Genomic DNA, 23171 nt, shown 5'->3' on the forward strand with positions numbered 1-23171 from the left:
TTATGAAAGTTGCAGCATCAGTCAAGAAGCTTTGCCGTAACTGCAAATTGGTCCGTCGCAATGGTAGCGTGCGGGTTATTTGCAGTGCTGAGCCCCGTCACAAGCAACGTCAAGGTTAATAATCCTTCCCGTTGATTGATGACTACGTCTCAGGATAACCGCCGCCCGGCCAGATAACTGGCTGGGCGGTTGATTTTTATTTTTGTTAGCGCTACCCTACTGCACCCTTTTTCACACACAGTTCGTTTTGGGTTGAGTCAGAGTAGCTGTCAGACGGAGTAAATTTGGATGGCCCGTATTGCAGGCGTCAACATCCCGGATAACAAGCATACTGTTATCTCTTTGACCTATATCTTTGGTATTGGTCAAACCAAGGCACAACAGATCTGTGCCGCAACCGGTATTGCGCCGGATGCAAAAATCAAGGATCTCAGCGAGGAGCAGGTTGATCTGCTGCGCACCGAAGTGGGCAAGAGCAACACTGAAGGTGACCTGCGTCGTGCGATCAACATGAACGTCAAGCGTCTCATGGATCTGGGCTGCTATCGCGGTCTGCGTCACCGTCGGGGCCTTCCGGTCCGCGGTCAGCGCACCAAGACCAATGCGCGTACCCGTAAGGGCCCACGCAAGCCGATCCGTAAGTAATCGCGAAGGAATATACAGATATGGCTAAGCCTGCTGCTCGTGTTCGTAAGAAAGTCAAAAAGACGGTGGTCGATGGGATTGCCCACATCCACGCGTCTTTCAATAACACCATCATCACCATCACCGACCGTCAGGGCAACGCTCTGAGCTGGGCGACTTCTGGTGGTTCCGGTTTCCGTGGTTCGCGTAAAAGCACCCCCTTTGCTGCCCAGGTTGCAGCGGAGCGTGCTGGTCAGGCTGCTCTGGAATACGGTCTGAAAAACCTCGACGTTAATGTGAAGGGCCCAGGCCCGGGTCGTGAATCGGCTGTTCGTGCTCTGAACTCTTGTGGCTACAAGATCAGCGGCATCACCGATGTCACCCCCATCCCACATAACGGCTGTCGTCCGCCTAAAAAGCGCCGCGTGTAACCAGGAGACGGAAATGGCTAGATATATTGGTCCCAAATGTAAACTGTCTCGTCGCGAAGGCACCGATCTTTTTCTCAAGAGCGGTGTTCGCGCCCTTGACTCCAAGTGCAAGCTGGAAAGCCCTCCGGGCGTCCACGGCCAGCGTCGTGGTCGTTTGTCCGAGTACGGCACTCAGTTGCGTGAAAAGCAGAAAGTCCGTCGTATGTACGGCATTCTGGAGCGTCAGTTCGCTAATTACTATAAGGAAGCTGCCCGTTTGAAGGGTGCGACCGGCGAAAACCTGCTGCAGTTGCTCGAACGTCGTCTGGATAACGTTGTTTATCGCATGGGCTTCGGCTCAACGCGTGCCGAAGCGCGTCAGCTGGTTTCGCACAAAGCGATCAGCGTTAACGGCAAGACTGTGAATGTTGCTTCGTTCCTGGTTTCTCCGGGCGACGTGGTTGCTGTTCGCGAAAAGGCCAAGAACCAACTGCGTATCAGCGGTTCTCTGGAGCTTGCTGCACAGCGTGGTCAGTCCGAATGGCTGGAAGTTGATGCAGCCAAGAAGGAAGGTGTCTTCAAGGCCCTGCCTGCACGGAGTGACCTGTACGCCGACATCAACGAAAGTTTGATCGTCGAGCTTTACTCCAAGTAAGCGTCAGTAAGCAAAAGGTGCCCCCATGCAGAGTTCGGTTACCGAGTTTCTAACACCACGTCATATCGACGTACAGGAAAGCTCGCCTACGCGTGCCAAGATTACCCTTGAGCCGCTTGAGCGTGGTTTCGGCCATACCCTGGGCAATGCGCTGCGTCGCATCCTGCTCTCCTCCATGCCCGGTTGTGCCGTGGTAGAGGCGGAAATCGACGGCGTTTTGCATGAATACAGCGCCATCGAAGGCGTACAGGAAGATGTCATCGAGATCCTGCTTAACCTGAAAGGGTTGGCGATCAAGATGCACGGCCGTGATCACGTTACCCTGACTCTTTCCAAGAAAGGGCAGGGGCCGGTCACCGGCGCAGACATTCAGCTGGACCATGACGTCGAGATCGTTAACCCGGATCACGTCATTGCCAACATGTCTGACAATGGTGTCCTGAACATGAAGTTGACTGTGGCACGCGGTCGGGGCTATGAGCCCTCCGATGCTCGCCAGTCTGAAGACGATGAGAGCCGCTCGATCGGCCGCTTGCAGCTTGACGCTACCTATACCCCGGTTCGCCGTGTGGCCTATGTAGTGGAAAGCGCTCGTGTAGAACAGCGTACCAACCTGGACAAACTGGTCATCGACCTGGAAACCAACGGTACCCTGGATCCCGAAGAAGCTATTCGCCGCGCTGCTACCATTCTTCAGCAGCAGCTGGCCGCTTTCGTTGACCTGAAAGGCGATCACGAACCTGTGATTGAGCATCAGGAAGACGAGATCGATCCGATCCTGCTGCGCCCGGTTGATGATCTGGAGTTGACTGTACGTTCGGCCAACTGCCTGAAAGCGGAAAATATTTACTATATCGGCGATCTGATCCAGCGTACCGAAGTGGAATTGCTGAAGACCCCGAACCTGGGCAAGAAATCCCTGACCGAGATCAAGGATGTCCTGGCTTCACGTGGTCTGTCACTGGGTATGCGTCTGGACAACTGGCCGCCTGCAAGCTTGAAGAAGGACGACAAGGTTTCGGCCTGATCGTCTCGACACCGAGGAATTGAGAGATGCGTCATCGTAAAAGTGGTCGTCACCTGAATCGGACCAGCTCACACCGTAAGGCCATGTTTCAAAACATGGCGGTGTCGCTGTTCGAAAACGAATTGATCAAAACGACTCTGCCCAAGGCCAAAGAATTGCGCCGTGTAGCTGAGCCGCTGATCACCCTGGCTAAGGAAGACACCGTAGCCAACCGTCGTCTGGCATTTGATCGTACCCGTAGCAAGGAAGCGGTTGGTAAATTGTTCAACGATCTGGGCAAGCGTTATGCCGAGCGTCCCGGTGGCTATGTCCGTATTCTCAAGTGCGGCTTCCGCACTGGTGATGCGGCTCCCATGGCCTATGTGGAGCTGGTTGATCGTCCGGAGCTGAGTGCAGCTGCCGACGAGTAAGACGTAAAGCGCAAGAGAAAAGCCGGATCCTTGGATCCGGCTTTTTTTTGCCTAAATTTTTTCTATTGCATGCCTTGATTTATGTCATTGGGGTCGCTGCGCTTGTTTACCTATCATCGCACCTACGCAGAAAGGCAGAACACCGCACTGGATGCACCGAATGCTGACAACCTAAGGAGCTTCCCCATGACAGATAAACCTAAACTCACCACCGTAGCCGGTGCCCCGGTTGCCGAAAACCAGAACTCGATGACAGCCGGGCCGCGCGGTCCCATGTTGTTGCAGGACGTCTGGTTTCTGGAGAAGCTTGCCCATTTTGATCGCGAGGTCATACCTGAGCGCCGCATGCACGCAAAAGGTTCCGGCGCCTTCGGCGACTTTGTGGTCACCCACGACATTACCCGTTATACCAAGGCCAGGATATTTTCTACCGTAGGCAAGAAAACCTCCATGTTCGTGCGTTTCTCTACGGTCGCCGGTGAGCGCGGGGCTGCTGATGCAGAGCGGGATATTCGTGGTTTCTCCATGAAGTTCTATACCGAGCAAGGTAACTGGGACCTGGTGGGCAACAACACGCCTGTATTCTTTTTCCGCGATCCCCTGAAATTTCCTGATCTGAACCACGCCATCAAGCGTGATCCGCGCACCAACATGCGCAGCGCCAACAACAACTGGGATTTCTGGACCAGTTTGCCCGAAGCCTTGCATCAGGTGACCTACGTTATGGGTGACCGCGGCATCCCGGCTTCTTATCGGCACATGCACGGTTTTGGCTCGCATACCTATAGCTTCATCAGCGCCGATAACGAGCGTTACTGGGTCAAGTTTCACTTCAAGACCCAGCAGGGCATCAAGAACCTGACGGACGAAGAGGCGGCGGCGCTTGTCGCCGGTGACCGTGAAAGCTCCCAGCGTGACCTGTACGAAGCCATTGAGCGCAAGGATTTTCCGCGCTGGACTATGTTCGTGCAGATCATGCCCGAGATGGACGCGGCGAAGGTGCCTTACCATCCGTTCGATCTGACCAAGGTCTGGCCGAAGGGCGATTATCCGCTGATCGAGGTGGGCTATTTCGAGCTCAACCGCAACCCGGAAAACTACTTTCAGGACGTCGAGCAGGCTGCGTTTACACCGGCCAATGTGGTTCCAGGGATCAGCTTCTCGCCAGACCGGATGCTGCAAGGCCGGTTATTCTCCTATGGGGATGCTCAGCGGTATCGCCTGGGGGTAAACCATCACCAGATTCCGGTCAACGCGCCGCGCTGCCCGTTCCATAGCTATCACCGCGACGGCGCCATGCGGGTGGACGGTAACCAGGGCGGCCGCGTTTCCTATGAGCCGAACAGCGATCAGGAATGGCAGGAACAACCTGATTTCAGCGAGCCCCCTCTGGCTCTCGAAGGCGCTGCAGCGCGCTATGACTACCGTGCTGATGATGACGACTATTTCACCCAGGCAGGCAACCTGTTCCGTTTGATGTCATCGGAAGAGCAGCAGCGTCTGTTCCAGAACACTGCCCGGGCGATGGACGGAGCTGATAGGCACATCATGATCCGCCACATACGTCATTGTATCCAGGCTGATCCGGCGTACGGTCAGGGCATGGCCGGTGCGCTGGGAATCCCGTTGACGGAAGTTCTCGGCTAACAGGGGAGCTCGGTCCGTAGAAGCCTGCAGCGTTCAGCTGCAGGCTTTTTTGTGCGCCGTCTGCAGGCAGTGAAAGGGGTTATGCGGTGGGATATCACAGCCCATAATCTTGGTTACTGGACGCCAGACGGTGGTCAACTTTTACTGTTGGCCCTATGAGCGGATAACGGGACAGCGTCTCTCGGCGCTGTCCCGATTCCCTGGTGCAGAAATCAGCTATCACGCTCCAGCAAAGGACCAAGGAAATGCCCGGTATGGGACTGTTTGGCCTTGGCGATATCCTCCGGCGTGCCGGTCGCGATGATCTGCCCCCCTTTAGACCCGCCTTCAGGACCGAGATCCACTAACCAATCGGCTGTCTTGATCACATCCAGGTTGTGCTCGATCACCACAATGGTATTGCCGTGATCACGCAGACGATGCAGCACATCCAGCAGCTGTTGAATATCAGCGAAATGCAGTCCGGTGGTCGGCTCGTCGAGGATATACAGCGTCTTACCGGTATCACGTTTGGACAGTTCCCGAGCCAGCTTTACCCGCTGCGCTTCGCCACCCGACAGCGTCACCGCCGACTGACCCAGACGAATGTAAGACAGGCCTACATCCATCAGCGTCTGTAGCTTGCGCGCCAGCGACGGCACGGCACCGAAGAACTCGCGGGCTTCCTCGATCGTCATTTCCAGCACTTCGTGGATATTCCTGCCCTTGTACTTGATCTCCAGCGTCTCGCGATTGTAGCGCTTGCTCTTGCAGACATCGCAGGGCACGTAGATGTCCGGTAGAAAGTGCATTTCCACCTTGATCAGGCCATCACCCTGGCACGCCTCGCAGCGTCCACCCTTGACGTTGAAGGAAAAACGCCCGGCTTTATAGCCCCTCGAACGTGCCTCCTGGGTGCCGGCAAACAGATCCCGTATCGGCGTGAACAGCCCGGTATAGGTGGCCGGATTGGAGCGCGGCGTACGGCCGATTGGGCTCTGGTCGATATCCACCACCTTGTCCAGGTGCTGCAGGCCATCGAAGCTGTCGTAGGGGGAAGCCTCAAGGGTGGTGGCGCCATTGAGTGCGGTGGCACTGATCGGATATAGCGTGTTGTTGATCAGTGTTGATTTGCCTGAGCCGGAAACGCCTGTCACGCAGGTCATCAGGCCGATCGGGATTTCCAGATTGACGTTCTGCAGGTTGTTGCCACAGGCACCCTTCAGGCGCAGCCATTCATCCTTGCGCGGCGGATGCCGTTCGGCTGGTACCGGTATCTTGACGCGTCCGGACAGGTATTTGCCTGTCAGGGAGTCGGGGTGTTCCATCACCTGAGCAGGCGTGCCCTGCGCCACTATCTGGCCGCCGTGCACACCAGCGCCCGGGCCGATATCCAGCACATAGTCGGCCATGCGAATAGCATCCTCGTCATGCTCAACAACGATGACAGTGTTCCCCAGATCGCGCAGGTGAATAAGCGTGCCCAGTAGTCGTTCGTTATCGCGCTGGTGCAAGCCGATTGAGGGCTCATCGAGAATGTACATGACGCCCACCAGGCCAGCGCCAATCTGGCTGGCCAGACGGATACGCTGAGCTTCGCCGCCCGACAGGGTATCGGCGCTACGGTCCAGGCTCAGGTAATCCAGCCCGACATTGACCAGAAACATCAGCCGCGCGCGGATCTCCTTGAGAATTTTCTCGGCAATTTCGCCGCGGTTGCCGGGCAGATGCAGCTGCATGAAATATTCTGCCGCAGCCCCCACCGGCATGGTGGTGATACCCGGGAGGTTGCGATCGTCAATGAACACATGCCGCGCTTCGCGGCGCAAACGCGTGCCATGGCAATCCTGACAGGGCTGGGTGCTGAGAAACTTGGCCAGATCCTCACGCACGGTCTGCGATTCGGTTTCCCTGTAGCGGCGCTCCAGATTGGGCAGAATGCCCTCAAATGGATGCTCACGCTTGACGATGTCGCCACGGTCATTCAGATAACGGAAGGGCACCTTTTCGCTGCCGGTGCCGTTCAGCACAAGCTTGCGGTGTTTGTCTGACAGGTCATCAAAAGCTGTATCAAGGTCGATGCCGTAATGCCCGGCCAGCGAGCTGAGCATCTGGAAATAGTAAACGTTGCGCCGGTCCCAGCCGCGTATGGCGCCTTCGGCCAGCGTCAGCTCGCCATTGACCAGCCGCCGTGCATCGAAGAATTGCTTTACCCCCAGTCCATCACAGGTACTACAGGCGCCGGCTGGATTGTTGAACGAGAACAGGCGCGGTTCCAGCTCGCTGATCGAATGACCGCAAATCGGGCAGGCAAAGCGGGCACTGAAGGTCACTTCATCGCCGTCTTCGCCCTCCATGGGAGCAACTATCGCAACACCGTCGGCCAGCTTGAGGGCGGTCTCGAAGGACTCTGCCAGACGCAATTGGAGGTCTTCGCGGACCTTGAACCGATCCACTACGACCTCGATGGTGTGTTTGCGGTTTTTCTCCAGCACTGGCGCTTCGTCCAGGTCATGGATGCGGCCGTTGATCCGGGCACGAACGAAACCCTGGGCCCGCAGCTCGTCAATCAGCGCCAGGTGCTCGCCCTTGCGATCACGCATGACCGGCGCGAGCAGCATGAGCTTGCTTCCCTCGGGATACGCCAGCACCTGATCGACCATCTGGCTGATGGTCTGGGCGGCGAGTGGTTCGCCATGATCCGGACAAAGAGGGATGCCTACCCGTGCAAACAACAACCGCAGGTAGTCGTAGATCTCGGTAATGGTGCCGACGGTCGAACGCGGGTTGTGCGACGTTGATTTCTGTTCAATGGAAATCGCCGGTGACAAGCCTTCGATATGGTCGACGTCGGGCTTTTCCATGATCGACAGAAATTGCCGGGCATAGGCAGAAAGTGACTCAACGTAACGACGTTGGCCCTCGGCATAGAGCGTATCGAACGCCAGAGAGGATTTCCCGGAACCGGACAGGCCGGTGATGACGATGAGCTTGTCACGGGGCAGGTCGAGGTCAATGTTCTTCAGGTTGTGGGTACGGGCCCCACGAATAACGATGGTATCCACTGTACATCCACCCAAGGCCAGCAAAGCTGATTAGTATACGTTGCTCATGGCATACGCGCCAAAAACGGATGCGCTCGGATCATGGCGCATCGATCTGAAGCGCCCGTGAGTCGCGCTCGCAAAAGCTGCCTGCAAGCATGCTAAAATGCGCACCTTTTGTTCAGGCAGGAGTTTCCATTGAACCAGGCCGATAGCATGATGCCCGCCGAGCGCCGTGCCGCCGCATCACTGGCAGCGGTGTTCGCCTTCCGTATGCTCGGACTGTTTATGGTGCTGCCGGTTCTCGCGATTTACGGGCAGGCACTCGACGGCGCTACACCTCTGCTTATAGGGGTGGCAATTGGTGCCTACGGCTTTACCCAGGCCTTCCTGCAGATCCCCTTTGGCATGTTATCCGACCGTATCGGTCGCAAGCCGGTCATCGTTGGCGGGCTTGTGTTGTTCGCACTTGGCGGATTGGTGGCGGGGCAGGCTGAGAGTATTCAAGGGGTGATCGCCGGCCGCATATTGCAGGGTTCGGGCGCCATTGCTGCGGCAGTCATGGCGCTGGTGGCTGACCTGACCCGTGATCAACATCGCACCAAAGCCATGGCAATGATCGGCATGAGCATTGGGGTATCCTTCGGCCTGGCGATGGTCGCCGGCCCGCTGATCGCCAGCATGGCCGGCTTGCAGGGCGTGTTTTATGTGACCAGTCTGCTGGCAGTTGCTGGCATGCTCCTGGTGCTATGGGTGGTGCCCACTCCTGCTCATCACGTCGCACGCCACCGCGATGCAGGCATCGTTCGTTCCGCAGTATTGCCTGCTTTGCGCAATGTTGAATTATGGCGGCTCAACTATGGCATCGCGGTGCTGCATGCAATCCTGATGGCGAGTTTCGTAGCGATCCCGCTGGCGCTGAGCGAGCAGGCCGGCTTGCCCAGCGAGCAGCATTGGTGGGTGTACCTCGCAGCGCTGGTCATTTCATTCGCCGCGATGGTGCCCTGCATTATCTACGCTGAGCGTCGCCGCCGGGTCAAGCAGGTGGTGTTGGCGGCGATCCTCTTGTTAGCGCTCGTGCAGCCGATGCTGTGGGCGAGCATGTCGTCGCTTGGCTGGCTGGTTGCAGCAATTGTGCTGTATTTCGTCGGCTTCAATTTGCTGGAAGCCACTCTTCCGTCCTTGCTCAGCAAGCTTGCCCCGGCTGGCGCGAAAGGCACTGCGATGGGCATCTACTCAACCAGTCAGTTCATTGGGGCGGCCCTGGGCGGCGTGCTCGGCGGCGCGGTATACGGGGGTTATGGCCTTGGCGGGGTATTCGTCTGCTGCGCCGTGCTTGCCCTTTCATGGCTGCTGATTGGTGTTAAGATGCGTCAACCAGCCTATGTAATCAGCTACCGTCTGCCGTTGCCCCTCGAGCTAGTCAGGGATGAGGATCTGCTCCGGCGAATACTTGCCGTACCGGGGGTGGCTGAGGCGGTTATCGTGGCGGAAGAAGCCGCTGTATACATCAAAGTAGACATTCAAGTGCTGAATCGTGAGCAGCTGGACCGCGTGTTGAGTCCGGCCTGAATCAGGCAGCACACAGGAGATTAGTGAGATGGCCAGAGGCGTCAACAAGGTAATTCTGATTGGTAACGTAGGCGGCGATCCGGATGTGCGCTATCTGCCTAATGGCAATGCGGTCGCCAACGTGACTCTCGCGACCAGTGACAGTTGGAAGGACAAGCAGACCGGACAGCAACAGGAGCGGACCGAATGGCACCGCGTGGTGTTCTTTGGTCGCCTGGCTGAAGTCGTTGGGGAATACGTGCGCAAGGGCTCGAAGATGTACATCGAAGGGCGCCTGCAAACCCGCGAATGGGAAAAGGACGGCGTCAAGCGCTACACCACCGAGATTGTGGTGGATATCGGCGGCCAGATGCAGTTGCTCGACGGTCGTCCGCAGGGCGGCGAACAGGGGATGGCACCGCGGCAACAGTCTCAGCGTCAGGCGCCCCAGCAGCAGCCGCAGCAATCTGCTCCGCAACAGCAACAGCGCCCACAACAGGCTCCGCAGCAGCCTGCACCGGACTATGACAGCTTTGACGATGATATCCCCTTCTAGAGTTTACCTGGGACGTTAATGTCAAATGTAAGCTTGCGAAGCCCCGTTTTACGGGGCTTTCGCATCTTTTAACCAAGATAAATAATATGGATTTGTTCGTTGAGCTAAGAAGGCTATGTCGTACCTCGCACAAACGTAAAGAGTTAAGAATGTCCACAGGTGATACTCGGGGTCAACAGCGGGGAGCTAATGCTTGGAGTGGGCGGACCATGGGTTTCCCTGCAGCTTTGCGGGCGAGATAGAGGAACGCATTGCCTCGACGGAAGCTGCTGCTAAACATCGCCCCGTTTTTCTAAGCTTGTTGCGCGGCGGTGGGATCATCTCCAAGGCGCTTTGTTTACTGCTTCGAAGAATGGGCAGCGAGCATTTTTCAAGGCGAAGCGCTCGCTCATAATTCGGACCGGGCGCGGCAACGAAAATAAATCCGCTTTCGGTTGAAGGGCATCAACGGTCGAGTCCTACCCAAAGCGGATACTGAAAGGCAGTTATCGGGCCAGAAGCAGTCATCGACAGCGGGCATGCGCATGTACGATTTGGATGGCGTCTCTCCGAAACCGCATTGTCAAAGTTTAGCCAGGAGAGCAAAACGCGGTGCGCATTCGAGGTTAGCGCGTCTCAACAAAAGACCAGCAGAAAGAAACTTAAGGTCACCTTGAAATCAAAACGCCATGCTTCAATATATAAGCAAACCACCTAGCAAGGACAGCAAATGGCTCGCGCGCAAACCCAGTTTGAAAGCTTTCATAGAACAATTCTTTTCGGCTACGAAAGCAGCCAGGACCTCCGTGACAGAAGGGATACTCTGCTCGCCGACCTGAAGAAAAACATCAGTGCGAATGCGCCTCCTTACACAACCTTCAATCAGGGTAGCTATGCGCTGAACACTGGTATCCACCCGCTGGATGGCAACCCGGATATGGACATAGGAGTCCTCTTTGAATGCTCGCCCGGCGACTATCCCGATCCTCTGGTATTGAAAAAATATGTTCGCGATGCACTAGAGCGGCACAACCGCACAGTTAACATTCGCCGCCCCTGTGTAACAGTCACATATTCCAGGGACGAAGCTCCCCTCCATCACATCGATCTTGCCGTTTATTGCTCTAACGCCGCAGGACAAACTCAAATCGCCTGGTGCAGAGAAAGCACCCCATTAGCTGACAGGGAGTGGAAGCCGTCCGAGGCTCAGGAACTTACGGAAAAGATCACCAGCCAGTTCTCTGGTAGAGACCGTGACCAGTTCCGTCGATGTGTCCGAGCTTTCAAGCGGTGGCGAGATGAAAAAATCGGCCACAAAAACACCCCGAGCATCGGTCTGACGGTGGCGGCGTACAACTGGTTCGTACCTCGCTATGACAGCATCGATGGCAAATCCGTAGACCTGATTGCACTACGAGACCTCGTAGATGCAATGCTTGCCAGGTGGACGGGCTCGCGCCTACAGGTCCATCTTTCGGTTGCGCCATACAGCGATCTCTTCGAGCGGATGACAGACAACCAAATGATCGATCTCAAGAGCCGACTTGAAGAACTGCGTGATGCCTTAAACGAAGCGGAAGCACAGGCCGATACCTATGAGGCGTGCAAAATACTGCGTAAGAAATTTGGCGAAGACTTCGCTGTTCCAGAGAAGTCCGACACTACCAAGCAAACCTCTGCGGGGGTGAGCACTTCTGGTCGCTCCGCTTGACCGAAATCCAAAAGGCTTTTGTCGCCAAGGTTGAGCTAGCGCTACGAGAGCTTGGCGCTAAAATCGTTGTGTTCGATCAAGAGCTTCAAGTGCCTGCGTGGGACATCACCCTTGATAGAGAGGGACACGTATGGCCGTTGCGACTAGTCACAGTTGGCTGGAACGTTGATGAACTTCCTGTCGTCTATTGGCGCAGGCCAACACCAATTTGGGGATGGCCTCACGTCAGCTGCACAGGCGATGTATGTGTAAGTGATCGCGAGGGGCTGGAGTACGACCCAGAGGATGTGCCTGGGGTAATCGAATGGTTACTCCAAGAGGCAACCAGATTGCTCGCCCACAGCTCAGCCATGGCGGAGGAAGAGCGCCAGCTTGCCTTTGCCGATGAGCTGGAAGGCTATTTGCGCAATGACGGCTCATCATCAGCAATTCTCGACGAGAAGCTCGATTCCACCAAGTCCCTGTATGCCGAAGTCGCCTTCATGAGAAGGGGCAGAAGCGGCCCCATCACGCCAAAAGTGTGCAGGGTTAATCAAGGAACAACAACGCTGTCCGCCTGTCATCAAGAGCGTTTAGGACTCCTTGATGTCACCATCCATCAAATCTTTGGTCTTCTGAGTGAGTGGGAAAATGACTGGTGGGACATCTTCCTCAGTAGGCTGTCGCCCGCTCTGCGCGCTGTTGCAACCGCATCAAAAAACCGGGGCGTCGTTCTACGCGTCCCTAGCAGCTTTGGGCACTCATTACTACTGCTCTATTGGGGACTGCGCCCAGCGAAGATCCGATCCACGTATCTCCTACAGCGGCAGGACCATGAGTACCTGGTTCAACGTACAGGCGGAGAACCAGTCATGCGCCACGTCATTGTTGCCGGCTGTGGCTCTATAGGGTCTCGCGTGGCCGAACATCTAGCCCTAGCAGGGGTTAGCAAAATCACCCTCGTGGACAATGACAAATTCAGCCCTGACAACCTGGGCAGGCATTTACTTGGGAAGCAGTCGATCTCCAAGTCCAAGGTTGATGAGCTGGCAAACCTTCTGAAAGAGCGGATGCCTGGTATTCGGATCGAAGCTAGAGCGACCAGTGTTCAAACAGTGCTGGCTAAAGGAAAGCTAGCCGTGGCTGACGCTATCGTGCTTGCAACCGGTAACTCGACTCTTGAACGCTCGATCGTTCGAAGAGCATTCAGAGAGAAGTGGCAATCATTGATCGTATCAACAAGTGTTGAAGCCGCTGGCTTGGGCGGGCACGCAATTGCTATGCGCCCAGGTACTCCAGGATGCCTGGACTGTCTGTACTTAGATCCGGACACGCAGCGCTCCCTTCCTAGTATGCGCACCGCCCTCATGGAGCCCGGCCAAAAAGTAACTCGCCAATTGACGGGCTGCGGCGCATTCACGCCTTATTCAGCACTAGACGCAACTCGGACAGCGATCCTGGCTGCTGAGCGTGTACTAACCAATGTTCCTCTCTACTCACGCTGGGCGGGGGAGGCGGCTCTCGCCAAAGAAGAAGGGATACAGCCGTCTGCTACATACGACGCCCTGCGCACCTTACGCATCGCCTCGGACATAAATCCATCCGAACTCGCCCAGCCGAGGTGCCCATGCTGCGGCGTTTGACTAGTGGACACGTCGTTTGGGAGATAAAAGAAGGCGCCTGCGGATCTCTATCGCCAGACGTGGTGAGGAAGCTTTTCGGCTGGTCGCAAAGGCGCTTCTACTCGAAAGAGGCAGGCGGGTTGATTCTGGGGTTCGTCGATAGCGGTACGAATGGTTTATTGGCCGAGGAGCTTACAGTTCCTGGACTGGGAGACCAACGCTCTAGGACAAGCTTTTTCAGAAGCGAGAGGCATCAACGAGAAGCCGAACTCTGGAACATGCAAACAAATGGCAAAGGTACTCAGCTAGGCCTTTGGCATACTCACCCTGAAGCTAATCCTACGCCCTCCAGTACCGACCTCAGTGATTGTGAGCGCGTCTTAAGAAATGGCAAATTTGACTGCAATGGAATTCTTTATCTAATTGTAGGCACACAAACTATTGGCTGCTGGCATGCGCAGTCTGGTCGGCCACTAATTCTTCTAGGGCATTTTAAACCATGAAAACCGCTCAATTGATGGATAGCATATTTGATCTAGCCACCTTATATTTTCGAAGGAGCCCGACAGGTCTGCTTCTTAGTGCCGGAGTCACCTTGATGCTGGGCGGGCCATGGCTCGCTGCAAAACTGGTTTTCCGTAAAGAGTCCGATGATGGTGGTTATATCGTAGGAGAAATAAATACGACCGAAGCGGAGTGGTGGGTCAATGCCGCATGCTTAGGTGTCGGAGCACTGCTCATAGCAGTCGGCTTGTACTTCGCCTGGATCACATTTCAGGAGCAGCGCAGGAAATTAGTAATAGCTCTAGAACTGCGCGGGCTGAGCCAAACCGCAGATAGTTCAATTCAACGCGCGATTCCCTCTCTGATTCTCGGCAGAAGAGAATCCATATTCATTGATGTACGCCAGCTGGTTCAAGGCACAACAGCACAAAAGCAAGAAGCTGTAAGCGCTGTTAACCTAATCCCCATTCGTCTCAAGCAGCTCAAAGATGGTAGAGATCGCGACGATCTGAGCGTCTATGCTGGAGGGCTGGCACCTGTTCCACTCCTGTTTCTCACAGGGAACCTACTAGCAGCAGAAAGCAAAGTCCATTGGCTTGACTGGAATAGAAAAGCATCTATGTGGGTATCGCCGTGTGAGGGCGCCGATCTAACGGACTCTTTACCTATAAACTATGAGCCAACATTCCAAGACGTAGTCTTAGCTTTTTCGGTCTCGTACCCCATTGAACGCCTAGAGCTCACAATCGCCTTCCCTGGAATTAATATTATTGAGCTTAAAATAGAAAACCCAGTTCCCGGCATAGTGGTCAGCGAAGTATCTATCCAGAGACTCATGCAAGACTTCATGAGCTGCATAGCCACCCTAAAATACAAGGGCACAAAGAGAATTCACCTCATACTAGCCGCTCCCAGTATTCTCTCCATCAGACTTGGCTCGTGTTATGCGGGTCGCAATATGCCTGAATTAATAATTTACCAATATCAGCAAGCTCAAAATGAAGACCCCTACCCTTGGGGTATCCGCATGCCGAATTCGGAAACTAGCCAAGGCGAACTAGTAGTTAGAGAAAAGACACCAAATCATCAAATCACCAGCGATCTGTTGGGCGCTGGATGACTGCTTTTGGGCTGACAGCCGCCAAGATAGCCTGCTGTTCCGAACGGGCGCTCGCAATAGCCCAAAACGAAACCGGAGGGCCGTGCGCCGCTGCGGTCTCTACTAGTGGCTCGCGTTCAGGCAGTCAACGTTTCGTCATCGCCGCTTTTGGCAGCTCGCACTTTTGCGGAAATCTTCTCATCCACCGTGAACGCATCATTCAGCTCGTCGCCGAATGGCAGGCGAGACGCCTCGTCGTAATCCTGCCGGCCGCGGGCCGATAAGCAGTAGTATAGGCCCAATGCGGGGATGCCGATCGACATCAACAACCAGATATCCTGAAACATATGTTCACCTCTTGAGGATTCGCCTTGCTCAGTCAGATGAGTTGCGGGCTGGAGGTTGCGGCAGCCGTGCGTGCTGCCCGCACGGTGCGCAGCGTGTTGTAACCCATGATCAGCATACCGGTCAGGAAACACAGGCCGCCGATGGCACGGACGATGAAGCCGGGATGACTCGCTTCCAAAGCTTCAACGAACGAGTATGTAAGTGTTCCGTCCACATTGACCGCTCGCCACATCAAACCCTGACTGATGCCGTTAACCCACATTGACACGATGTACAGGACGGTTCCGATGGTGGCCAGCCAGAAGTGCGCGTTGATCAGGCCGACGCTGTGCATTGTTTCGCGTCCATAAAGACGTGGGACCATATGATAAAGCGATCCGAAGGTGATCATGGCGACCCACCCGAGCGCACCCGCATGGACATGACCGATGGTCCAGTCCGTGTAATGGGAAAGCGCGTTGACCGTCTTGATTGCCATCATCGGACCTTCGAACGTGGACATGCCATAAAAAGCCAGCGCGACAACGAGAAAACGCAGAATCGGATCGTCACGCAACTTATGCCACGCACCCGAGAGGGTCATCATTCCATTGATCATTCCCCCCCAGCTCGGAGCGAGCAGAATGAGCGACATCACCATGCCTAGCGACTGAGCCCAATCCGGCAGCGCGGTGTAATGCAGATGATGGGGGCCGGCCCAAATGTAAAGGGCAATCAATGCCCAGAAATGGACGATCGAGAGGCGATAGGAATACACAGGCCGGTTAGCTTGCTTGGGCACAAAGTAATACATCATCCCGAGAAAGCCGGTGGTCAGGAAGAAACCTACCGCGTTGTGACCGTACCACCACTGAACCATCGCATCAGTGGCGCCCGCGTAAATCGGATAGGATTTGAACCAGCTGATCGGTACTGCCAAATGGTTGACTATATGAAGCACTGCGATCGTCACTATGAAGGCTGCAAAGAACCAGTTTCCAACATAGATGTGTTTAGTTGCCCGCTTGCGTAGCGTCGCGAAAAACAGCACTCCGTATGCCACCCACACGATTGCCATTCCTATCGCACCAGTGAATTCGATCTCGGCGTATTCTTTAGTCGTGGTATAGCCTAGCGGGAGCGTAATCAACATAGTAACAATGACCGCTTGCCAGCCCCAGAACGTAAACGCGGCAAGCCTGTCGGATACCAGCCGCACCTGGCAAGTGCGCTGCAGAGTGTAATAACTGGCAGCGAACTGGGCCGACCCGGCAAAACCGAAAATCACCAGACTGGTATGCAAGGGTCGGATTCGTCCGAAGCTGGTCCAGGGCAAATCGAAGTTCAAAGCGGGCCACACCAGTTGCGAGGCAGCCAGTAGCCCAACTGACATACCCAAAATGCCCCATATGATGGTCATAATCGTGAACTGACGAACGACCTTGTAGTTATATGGATTGGCTTGAGTTGAATGCATAAGTGCCTTCCTGCTGCGAGGTGGAAGTCGAGCAGACTCTGTCGACATAGCCGGCACTGTATCGATGCGAAGGAGGAGCAAACAGTCTCAGGTTGTCGAATAAAATGCAGATCAGACGGGCGCTGTCGCAGCCGATCCATCGCGCGTTACGCAGAGATTAAGCTTGTTTTTCAATTAGTTATAAGGTTTTCTGTCGATTTAGAAGCAGATCGGTTTATGAGTGGATGCGACAATACAGTACAGCGTAGAGTCAAAACGAACAGAGCATCTTCCCGAGCAGAGCCATCGCATCCTCACTTGAGGGACCCCATGGTTGCCCGTAGTTGAGGCGTGCGCAGTTTCGAAAGCGGTGACTGGCAGAAAAGATAGGACCCGGTGCGAGACTGATACCTTGTGCACGAGCGCTATGGAACAGCTGCAACGAATCCACCTTCTCAGGAAATTCGAACCACAGCAGATAGCCGCCTTTGGGACGGGTTACTCGGGTACCGGCCGGGAAATGTTTTTCGGCTGCGACAAGCATTGCATGTTGCTGGGTTTCCAATGTGTAGCGCAGCCGACGCAAGTGACGATCGTAGCCACCATGCTGAAGATAATCAGCTATCGCCGCCTGGGCCGGGATGGATGGGGAGATTGTATTCATCAGTTTCAATCGGCTGATCCACTCGGAGAAACGCCCGCCAGCTACCCAGCCCACCCTATAACCCGGAGCGAGAGACTTGGAAAATGAACTGCAGTGCATGACCAGCCCTTCCTTGTCATAGCTCTTGATCGGCTTCGGCGGGTTTTGCCCGAAGTGGAGCTCAGCGAATACATCATCTTCGATCAACGGAATCTGATGGCGCACGCAAAGATGATAAAGCGCCTCCTTCTTGTCTTCTGACATGCTTGCCCCGATTGGATTCTGCAAGCTGCTCATTAGCCAGCAAGCCTTGATGGGCAGTCTGTTCATGCTTTCGCTTAATGCATCAAGGTCAATGCCTTCCCTGGGGTGTACCGGGATCTCAACAGCCTTAAGCTGCAGGCGCTCCAAAGCCTGCAGACAAGCATAGAAAGATGGCGACTCTATCGCCACGAGATCGCCGGGCTGGGTAACGGCCTGAAGACACAGATTCAGTGCTTCCATTGCTCCATTGGTGATAACCAGTTCGTCCGAAGGAAGCATGACTCCGCTTATCATGTAGCGAAGCGCCAATTGCCGCCTCAAGTCAGGGTTGCCCGCTGACTGATCCGCAATGAATGAATGTGACGGAAGTGCTTTCAACGCTTGCGACATAGATTTCGCAAGGCGGTCCAACGGAAAGAGATCCGGACCTGGGAAGGCGGAGCCGAAATGCACCGTATGCGGGTCACGCAAGGAGTCAAGTACCGAAAAAACCAGTTCGCTTACATCAACATCCGTACTAGCCATCTCGTGGCTGCTGATGTCGGGCTCCTTTAAGGAACGTTTCGCGTGCTCGCGAACGAAATAGCCTGACCGTGCACGTGCCTGAATCAGTCCGCGGTCTTCCAGCAGGTAGTAAGCTTGGAAAACCGTCGACGGACTGATCCCGTACGTTTGACTTGCGTGCCGGACAGACGGCACTTTCTCGTTAGGTGCCAATACACCGGTTCGTATAAGCTCTGCGATCTCTTCTGCAAACTTTTCGTAGCGCTTCATGGTTCCCGTGTCTGGCTTGACGAGGGGTTCAGGGCGAAAGCCCATTATTTCATTCTGCGGCATCTGCATGGGTTTAGCGCAGCCTTGGCGAAACGAAGGTCGAGTCGGTCACTTGGCTAATGGACGCGTCGTTCCGGTCCGTTACGACAAAGCGTACTTGGTCCGATCCTGACCTCAAGTGATCGTTCACCCGAACCAGATACACTGGTACGTCGCGAATCTCGCCGGGTGCAAGGGAAAGCGAGGGCACGCTACCGAGCACATAATCCGAAGACCCTGCAAGGCTGAGATTGAAGTCCCGCTGCTGTTGCGACTTGTTGATCACCTTTAAAGTGTAGGCGTTCTCGATTTGACCTTCGGCATTTTCCCGAAAGATTTGACGATCCCGCGTTACATCAAGCAATACCAGCGAGCGCGAGTCCAACGCCCAGACGAACGAGCCGATCATTAGCGCTAGCAGGGCAGCGTAACCGACCATTCTGGGGCGCAACCATTGAGTCTTGCCGCCATTCAGACCGCGTTCCGAGGTGTAGCGGATCAAGCCTGGTTCGTAGCCCATTCTTTCCATGATGTCGTCGCAGGCATCCACGCAAGCGCCACAACTGATGCAATCAAGTTGCAACCCGTCTCTGATGTCGATGCCTGTCGGACATACCTGTACGCACACGGTGCAATCGATACAGTCACCCAGTCCCGCCGCTTTGTGATCGATATCACGCTTGCGTGGGCCACGCGCTTCGCCTCGCGCAGCGTCGTACGTGACCAGCAGGGTGTCTTGGTCGAACATGGCGCCTTGAAACCGCGAGTAGGGGCACATGTGCGTGCAAACTTTTTCTCGCAGCCAGCCAGCATTGATGTAGGTGGCAGCAGAGAAGAAAAATACCCAGAACGCCGCGGTCAGTCCGACTTCCAGCGAAACAAGATCGCTGACTAGCGGTTTGATGGGCGTGAAATAGCCCACGAAAGTGATAGCCGTCACCAGGCTGACAGCGACCCAAAGCGCGTGTTTCGCACTTCGCTTGAGGATCTTACTTCCAGACCAAGGCGCAGCATCCAGTTTCAATCGTTGCAGGTGATCGCCTTCGGTCACTTTCTCTGCCCACATGAAAACCCAGGTCCATACGCTTTGGGGACAGGCATAACCACACCAAATGCGGCCTGCGACGACAGTAATAAAGAACAAGCCGAATGCGCAGATCATCAACAAAGCTGACAGCAACACGAAGTCCTGGGGCCAGAACGTCGCGCCGAAAATGTAGAATTTTTTGGCGGTCAAATCCCACAACACGGCTTGCCGGCCATCCCAGTCCAGCCAAACCGTTCCAAAAAAGAGCAGGAACAGGGCGCCCACTCCCAGCAACCGAACGTTCCGGAAGAACCCCGTAAAACTGCGAGTGTGGATAGGACCACCGGACTGCGCAGGAGTAAGCCGAGCTGGCTTGCCACGGTCGATCGTCTCGACCAGCTTGACCGGAATTTGTTCGCTCATTATCGGACCCTTATCAAGATTCTAGGATGCCTCTTGCCGGCCGTCGCTGCGGCGCAGCAGCGTGGGAGTTTCCGGAGAGCCAGCTGAGGAAAACGAGTGCTGATCTGTACGAGAGGCAGGGCAGATAGTGAGCTCTAAGGTGATCCGAAAACAGTCTCAGATATGATGTACAAAACCGTATCAGACCATCTGGGTGCGGCAATCTGTAGCGGGTCACTGCTTGCGCCGGCTGCCGTTACAGGCGGTGCATGTCGTAATCCACCTAAATCTGATACGTCTTTTGCGGGCAGTTCTGAATCTGTTTATGAGTTCAGCGCAACATTAGAGTGAGCACACAAAACTGCAGAGCCTCCGACTGGTTGCTCGCAGCTTATGTCCCGCAGGAGAGGCAAGACATGTACCAATACGATCAGTTCGACCGAGCCCTCGTTCATGAGCGAGTCGCGCAGTTCCGAGACCAGGTAGCCAGACGCATCTCCGGTGAGCTCACCGAAGAAGAGTTCCTGCCGTTGCGCTTGCAGAATGGCCTATATATGCAGCGTCATGCTTATATGCTTCGCGTAGCGATCCCCTACGGAACACTTTCATCCACGCAAATGAGGGTGCTTGCAAGGATCGCGAGGGAATTTGACAAGGGCTACGGTCATTTCACTACGCGACAAAATATCCAGTTCAACTGGATCGAACTTGAGCGCGTGCCGGATATCCTCGAATTACTCGCTGACGTGGATATGCACGCTATCCAAACGTCCGGCAACTGTGTGCGCAACGTCACGACCGAAGCGTTTGCTGGTGTGGCGGCCGATGAGTTGATGGACCCGCGTCCGATGGCTGAGCTGCTGCGCCAATGGTCCACCGTCAACCCCGAATTCCTCTATTTACCGCGCAAATTCAAGATCGCGGTTTGCTCTGCCGAGGAAGACCGTGCGGCGATCATGATGCACGATATTGGCATCTATCTTTACCGGGGCGAGAACGGAGATAAGTTGCTACGTGTGATGGTCGGGGGAGGTCTTGGACGCACCCCCATCTTGAGCCAGCAAATCCGTGATGCGCTGCCTTGGCAGCACCTGCTTTCTTATGTCGAAGCGATTCTCCGTGTCTACAATCGGTACGGCCGCCGCGATAACAAATATAAAGCAAGGATCAAGATTCTGGTGAAAGCACTCGGGATCGAGGCCTTTTCAGAAGAAGTTGAGCGCGAATGGCAACACATCAAGGAAGGTCCAGCTGAGCTTACCACTTCTGAGCATCAGCGCGTCGCCTCTTTCTTCGAGCCCCCGACTTACGATTTGCTTGATCAGACCGACCCGAATCTGGGTCGTCAGCTGGGTCAGGATAAGGCCTTTGCTCGTTGGATAGAGCGGAATGTGAAGCCGCACAAAGTATCAGGCTACGCTTCGGTTGTGCTTTCCACCAAGCCAGGCATCAGCGCACCGCCGGGGGACGCTACCGCCGATCAAATGGAAGCGGTTGCTCGATGGGCGGAACAGTTTGGCTTCGGTGAAATGCGGGTAGCCCATGAGCAGAATCTGGTTCTCCCAGACGTGCGCAAGGCCGATCTGTATGAGCTGTGGCAGATAGCCTGCGAGGCAGGCCTCGGCTCGCCTAACATCGGACTTCTAACCGATATCATTGCCTGCCCGGGTGGCGATTATTGTGCGCTGGCGAACGCTAAATCGATTCCGGTTGCTCAATCGATCCAGCAGCGCTTCGATGACCTCGACTATCTCCATGATATCGGTGAAATCAGCCTTAACATTTCGGGTTGCATGAACGCCTGTGGGCACCACCACATCGGGAATATCGGCATTCTAGGCGTCGATAAGAACGGCAGTGAGTGGTATCAGATCACCATCGGTGGCGCGCAAGGCAAGACGAGTAGCCTCGGCAAGGTAATCGGTCCGGCCTTTGCCGCGGATGATGTCCCTGGGGTTATCGAGCGGCTCGTTGCTACCTACACCGAGCAGCGCGAAGGCGACGAGCTGTTTGTAGACACGGTTGCGCGAGTCGGCTTGGAGCCGTTCAAAGCGAAGGTTTATGCCCGTGCTACAGAGGAGGGGCTATGAACAACCTTATTCGCCTGACCGGCAGCCAAGGCGAAATCGTCAACGATGATCCCTGGCAGCTTGTGCGCGAAGCAGGCGACCTTCCTGCGGGGCCTTGCATCGTTCCGAAAGCGACATGGTTGAGCAGCCAGAGCGAAGCCGTGCTCAGCGGCGCATCGGCGAGTGAACACGGCATGCTGCTTCAGCCTGATGATGAACCAGAAGACATCGCAGATTGGTTGGCGGTGCTACCGATTATTGCCGTCGATTTTCCGAGTTTTCGCGATGGCCGTGGTTACAGCCAGGCTTACCTCCTACGTACCCGGCTCGGTTGGACCGGTGAGCTGCGTGCAGTCGGTGACGTACTTCGAGACCAGCTGGCACTCATGCGGCAATGTGGATTTGATACGTTTGCCATACGTGAAGATAAGTCGGTGCATGACGCTATCAAAGGCCTTGCTGGCATGAGCGTATTGTACGGGCGGTCTGCGGTAGAGCCGCGACCGTTGTTCCGGCGGCGGGAGTAGACGCAAAGGTCAGGTGAGCGATCTGGATGGCAGGCGCTTTCTACGTCGCTCGCTAGGGCAGGACAGCGAGATGGGTGCATCACGTCTACGACTGCTTTTGGCCCGGAAGTTGCCATCGTGGAGCCAGCTTCCGACCAAAGTGGACTAATGAGACTTTTTACGCCAGCAACGCCTTCGAAGAGAGCGCCCTTGAACATCCGCAGGACCACTAGTCAATCTCGGATTGCTGGATACTGCTCAAACTCGTTACGCATCGTCTGTCTGCTCTGCGGATGACTTTCTCGGCGCTCAGGCGATCGAACAAGTCGAAGAAAGGCGCCGCGCGTCTCGCGGAAGTGGTCGAAACAAAAGCACGCTGGCTGTAGTCGCGGGCGTCGGTTCGTGCGGAGAAAGTCAGCTAGCGGACGGCCACGTACGGCCAGGAGCGAACGGCTCTATAGACTGACGATTAATACGAAGAGCTTCTTGAATTTTCCCAATATGAAGCAGTGAGTAGTCCACTAATCTTGCAAACGCATGAACGCGAGAAAGCTATTTGACCTTTGATTCTTTTATAGGTGACTTCGTACGAAGCGGGTCAGCGGTAAAGTCCCCTGCGCCCATTAGAGCGATGCTCGCCGGGTCGATGCCTTCTTTAGACATAGGTTCAAGCCGAGCAGGCGCTCTAGCCGATGGAATCGCACCGGAGAGCTTGAGACATGTGAGCTTTCTAGTTGCAGATCCTATTTGCGCCACCTCACCGGCTCATGGCGGACGGCAATTTGCTCACAAGCGAAGCACGTCAGGGGGGCGAATAGGTGCTACCGCAGGTTGAACTACCGTATCAGCTCGAACGCGTCTCAGAGC

The 23171-nt window shown here is 55.3% G+C and carries 20 protein-coding genes; 15 read left to right on the forward strand and 5 right to left on the reverse strand.

Annotated elements, in window-relative coordinates; all coding sequences use genetic code 11:
* The first annotated feature begins 2 nt into the window (after positions 1-2).
* The 7 genes from rpmJ (at position 3) to G3M63_RS06295 (ending at position 4773) form a co-directional block, all read left to right on the forward strand.
* Positions 3-119 (forward strand): 50S ribosomal protein L36, encoded by a 117-nt coding sequence (gene rpmJ, locus G3M63_RS06265; RefSeq protein WP_084672050.1) that lies wholly within the window; start codon positions 3-5, stop codon positions 117-119.
* A gap of 169 nt (positions 120-288) precedes the next feature.
* Positions 289-645: a 30S ribosomal protein S13 gene (gene rpsM, locus G3M63_RS06270; protein ID WP_150302331.1), complete on the forward strand. Its 357-nt coding sequence runs from the start codon at positions 289-291 to the stop codon at positions 643-645.
* Positions 646-665: 20 nt separating this feature from the next.
* Positions 666-1055 (forward strand): 30S ribosomal protein S11, encoded by a 390-nt coding sequence (gene rpsK / locus G3M63_RS06275; RefSeq protein WP_022962893.1) that lies wholly within the window; start codon positions 666-668, stop codon positions 1053-1055.
* Positions 1056-1068: 13 nt separating this feature from the next.
* On the forward strand, positions 1069-1689 hold the full coding sequence (gene rpsD, locus G3M63_RS06280) for a 30S ribosomal protein S4 (protein WP_150302332.1): 621 nt from the start codon (positions 1069-1071) through the stop codon (positions 1687-1689).
* A gap of 25 nt (positions 1690-1714) precedes the next feature.
* The gene (gene rpoA, locus G3M63_RS06285) at positions 1715-2716 is read left to right on the forward strand and encodes a DNA-directed RNA polymerase subunit alpha (RefSeq protein WP_150302333.1); all 1002 of its coding nucleotides are present in this window, start codon (positions 1715-1717) and stop codon (positions 2714-2716) included.
* Between the two features lie 26 nt (positions 2717-2742).
* Positions 2743-3126 (forward strand): 50S ribosomal protein L17, encoded by a 384-nt coding sequence (rplQ, locus tag G3M63_RS06290; RefSeq protein WP_150302334.1) that lies wholly within the window; start codon positions 2743-2745, stop codon positions 3124-3126.
* A 186-nt stretch (positions 3127-3312) separates the two neighbouring features.
* The gene (locus G3M63_RS06295; RefSeq protein ID WP_163982161.1) at positions 3313-4773 is read left to right on the forward strand and encodes a catalase; all 1461 of its coding nucleotides are present in this window, start codon (positions 3313-3315) and stop codon (positions 4771-4773) included.
* A 212-nt stretch (positions 4774-4985) separates the two neighbouring features.
* Here the strand turns inward: G3M63_RS06295 and uvrA are convergent, their stop codons facing one another.
* The gene (uvrA, locus tag G3M63_RS06300) at positions 4986-7817 is read right to left on the reverse strand and encodes an excinuclease ABC subunit UvrA (RefSeq protein WP_163982162.1); all 2832 of its coding nucleotides are present in this window, start codon (positions 7815-7817) and stop codon (positions 4986-4988) included.
* Between the two features lie 195 nt (positions 7818-8012).
* On the opposite strand from uvrA, the gene G3M63_RS06305 reads away from it, so the two are divergent.
* The 6 genes from G3M63_RS06305 to G3M63_RS06330 all read left to right on the forward strand — a co-directional run bounded on the left by G3M63_RS06305 (position 8013) and on the right by G3M63_RS06330 (position 14818).
* Positions 8013-9368 (forward strand): MFS transporter, encoded by a 1356-nt coding sequence (locus G3M63_RS06305; RefSeq protein ID WP_163984197.1) that lies wholly within the window; start codon positions 8013-8015, stop codon positions 9366-9368.
* A gap of 28 nt (positions 9369-9396) precedes the next feature.
* Positions 9397-9903 carry a single-stranded DNA-binding protein gene (gene ssb, locus G3M63_RS06310; protein ID WP_163982163.1) on the forward strand — a complete coding sequence of 169 codons (507 nt, stop codon included), beginning with the start codon at positions 9397-9399 and terminating at the stop codon, positions 9901-9903.
* Positions 9904-10612: 709 nt separating this feature from the next.
* Positions 10613-11593 carry a cyclic GMP-AMP synthase DncV-like nucleotidyltransferase gene (locus G3M63_RS06315; RefSeq protein ID WP_163982164.1) on the forward strand — a complete coding sequence of 327 codons (981 nt, stop codon included), beginning with the start codon at positions 10613-10615 and terminating at the stop codon, positions 11591-11593.
* Entirely contained in the window at positions 11590-13215 is a 1626-nt protein-coding gene (locus tag G3M63_RS06320) for a ThiF family adenylyltransferase (RefSeq protein ID WP_163982165.1), read from the forward strand. Before G3M63_RS06315 ends, G3M63_RS06320 begins: the two co-directional genes overlap by 4 nt.
* Entirely contained in the window at positions 13200-13697 is a 498-nt protein-coding gene (locus G3M63_RS19710) for a Mov34/MPN/PAD-1 family protein (RefSeq protein ID WP_163982166.1), read from the forward strand. Before G3M63_RS06320 ends, G3M63_RS19710 begins: the two co-directional genes overlap by 16 nt.
* A complete protein-coding gene (locus G3M63_RS06330; RefSeq protein ID WP_163982167.1) occupies positions 13694-14818 on the forward strand; it encodes an SAVED domain-containing protein in 1125 nt (374 codons plus the stop codon). The genes G3M63_RS19710 and G3M63_RS06330 overlap by 4 nt, the downstream gene beginning before the upstream one ends.
* A gap of 116 nt (positions 14819-14934) precedes the next feature.
* Here G3M63_RS06330 and G3M63_RS06335 read toward each other — a convergent pair whose 3' ends face one another.
* The 4 genes from G3M63_RS06335 to ccoG all read right to left on the reverse strand — a co-directional run bounded on the left by G3M63_RS06335 (position 14935) and on the right by ccoG (position 19750).
* Complete coding sequence (locus tag G3M63_RS06335) at positions 14935-15144, reverse strand: hypothetical protein (RefSeq protein ID WP_163982168.1); 210 nt, start codon at positions 15142-15144, stop codon at positions 14935-14937.
* Between the two features lie 32 nt (positions 15145-15176).
* Entirely contained in the window at positions 15177-16601 is a 1425-nt protein-coding gene (gene ccoN, locus G3M63_RS06340) for a cytochrome-c oxidase, cbb3-type subunit I (protein WP_163984198.1), read from the reverse strand.
* 250 nt (positions 16602-16851) lie between these two features.
* A complete protein-coding gene (mapR, locus tag G3M63_RS06345; protein WP_163984199.1) occupies positions 16852-18261 on the reverse strand; it encodes a GntR family transcriptional regulator MpaR in 1410 nt (469 codons plus the stop codon).
* 73 nt (positions 18262-18334) lie between these two features.
* Positions 18335-19750, reverse strand: coding sequence for a cytochrome c oxidase accessory protein CcoG (ccoG, locus tag G3M63_RS06350; RefSeq protein ID WP_163982169.1), 1416 nt, complete (start codon positions 19748-19750; stop codon positions 18335-18337).
* A 395-nt stretch (positions 19751-20145) separates the two neighbouring features.
* On the opposite strand from ccoG, the gene G3M63_RS06355 reads away from it, so the two are divergent.
* Both G3M63_RS06355 and G3M63_RS06360 read left to right on the forward strand, forming a co-directional pair.
* The gene (locus G3M63_RS06355; protein WP_163982170.1) at positions 20146-21819 is read left to right on the forward strand and encodes a nitrite/sulfite reductase; all 1674 of its coding nucleotides are present in this window, start codon (positions 20146-20148) and stop codon (positions 21817-21819) included.
* Entirely contained in the window at positions 21816-22325 is a 510-nt protein-coding gene (locus G3M63_RS06360; protein ID WP_163982171.1) for a DUF934 domain-containing protein, read from the forward strand. The genes G3M63_RS06355 and G3M63_RS06360 overlap by 4 nt, the downstream gene beginning before the upstream one ends.
* The last annotated feature ends 846 nt before the right edge of the window (positions 22326-23171 follow it).

The sequence above is a fragment of the Pseudomonas sp. OIL-1 genome (genome assembly GCF_010669185.1).
Classification (GTDB): domain Bacteria; phylum Pseudomonadota; class Gammaproteobacteria; order Pseudomonadales; family Pseudomonadaceae; genus Halopseudomonas; species Halopseudomonas profundi.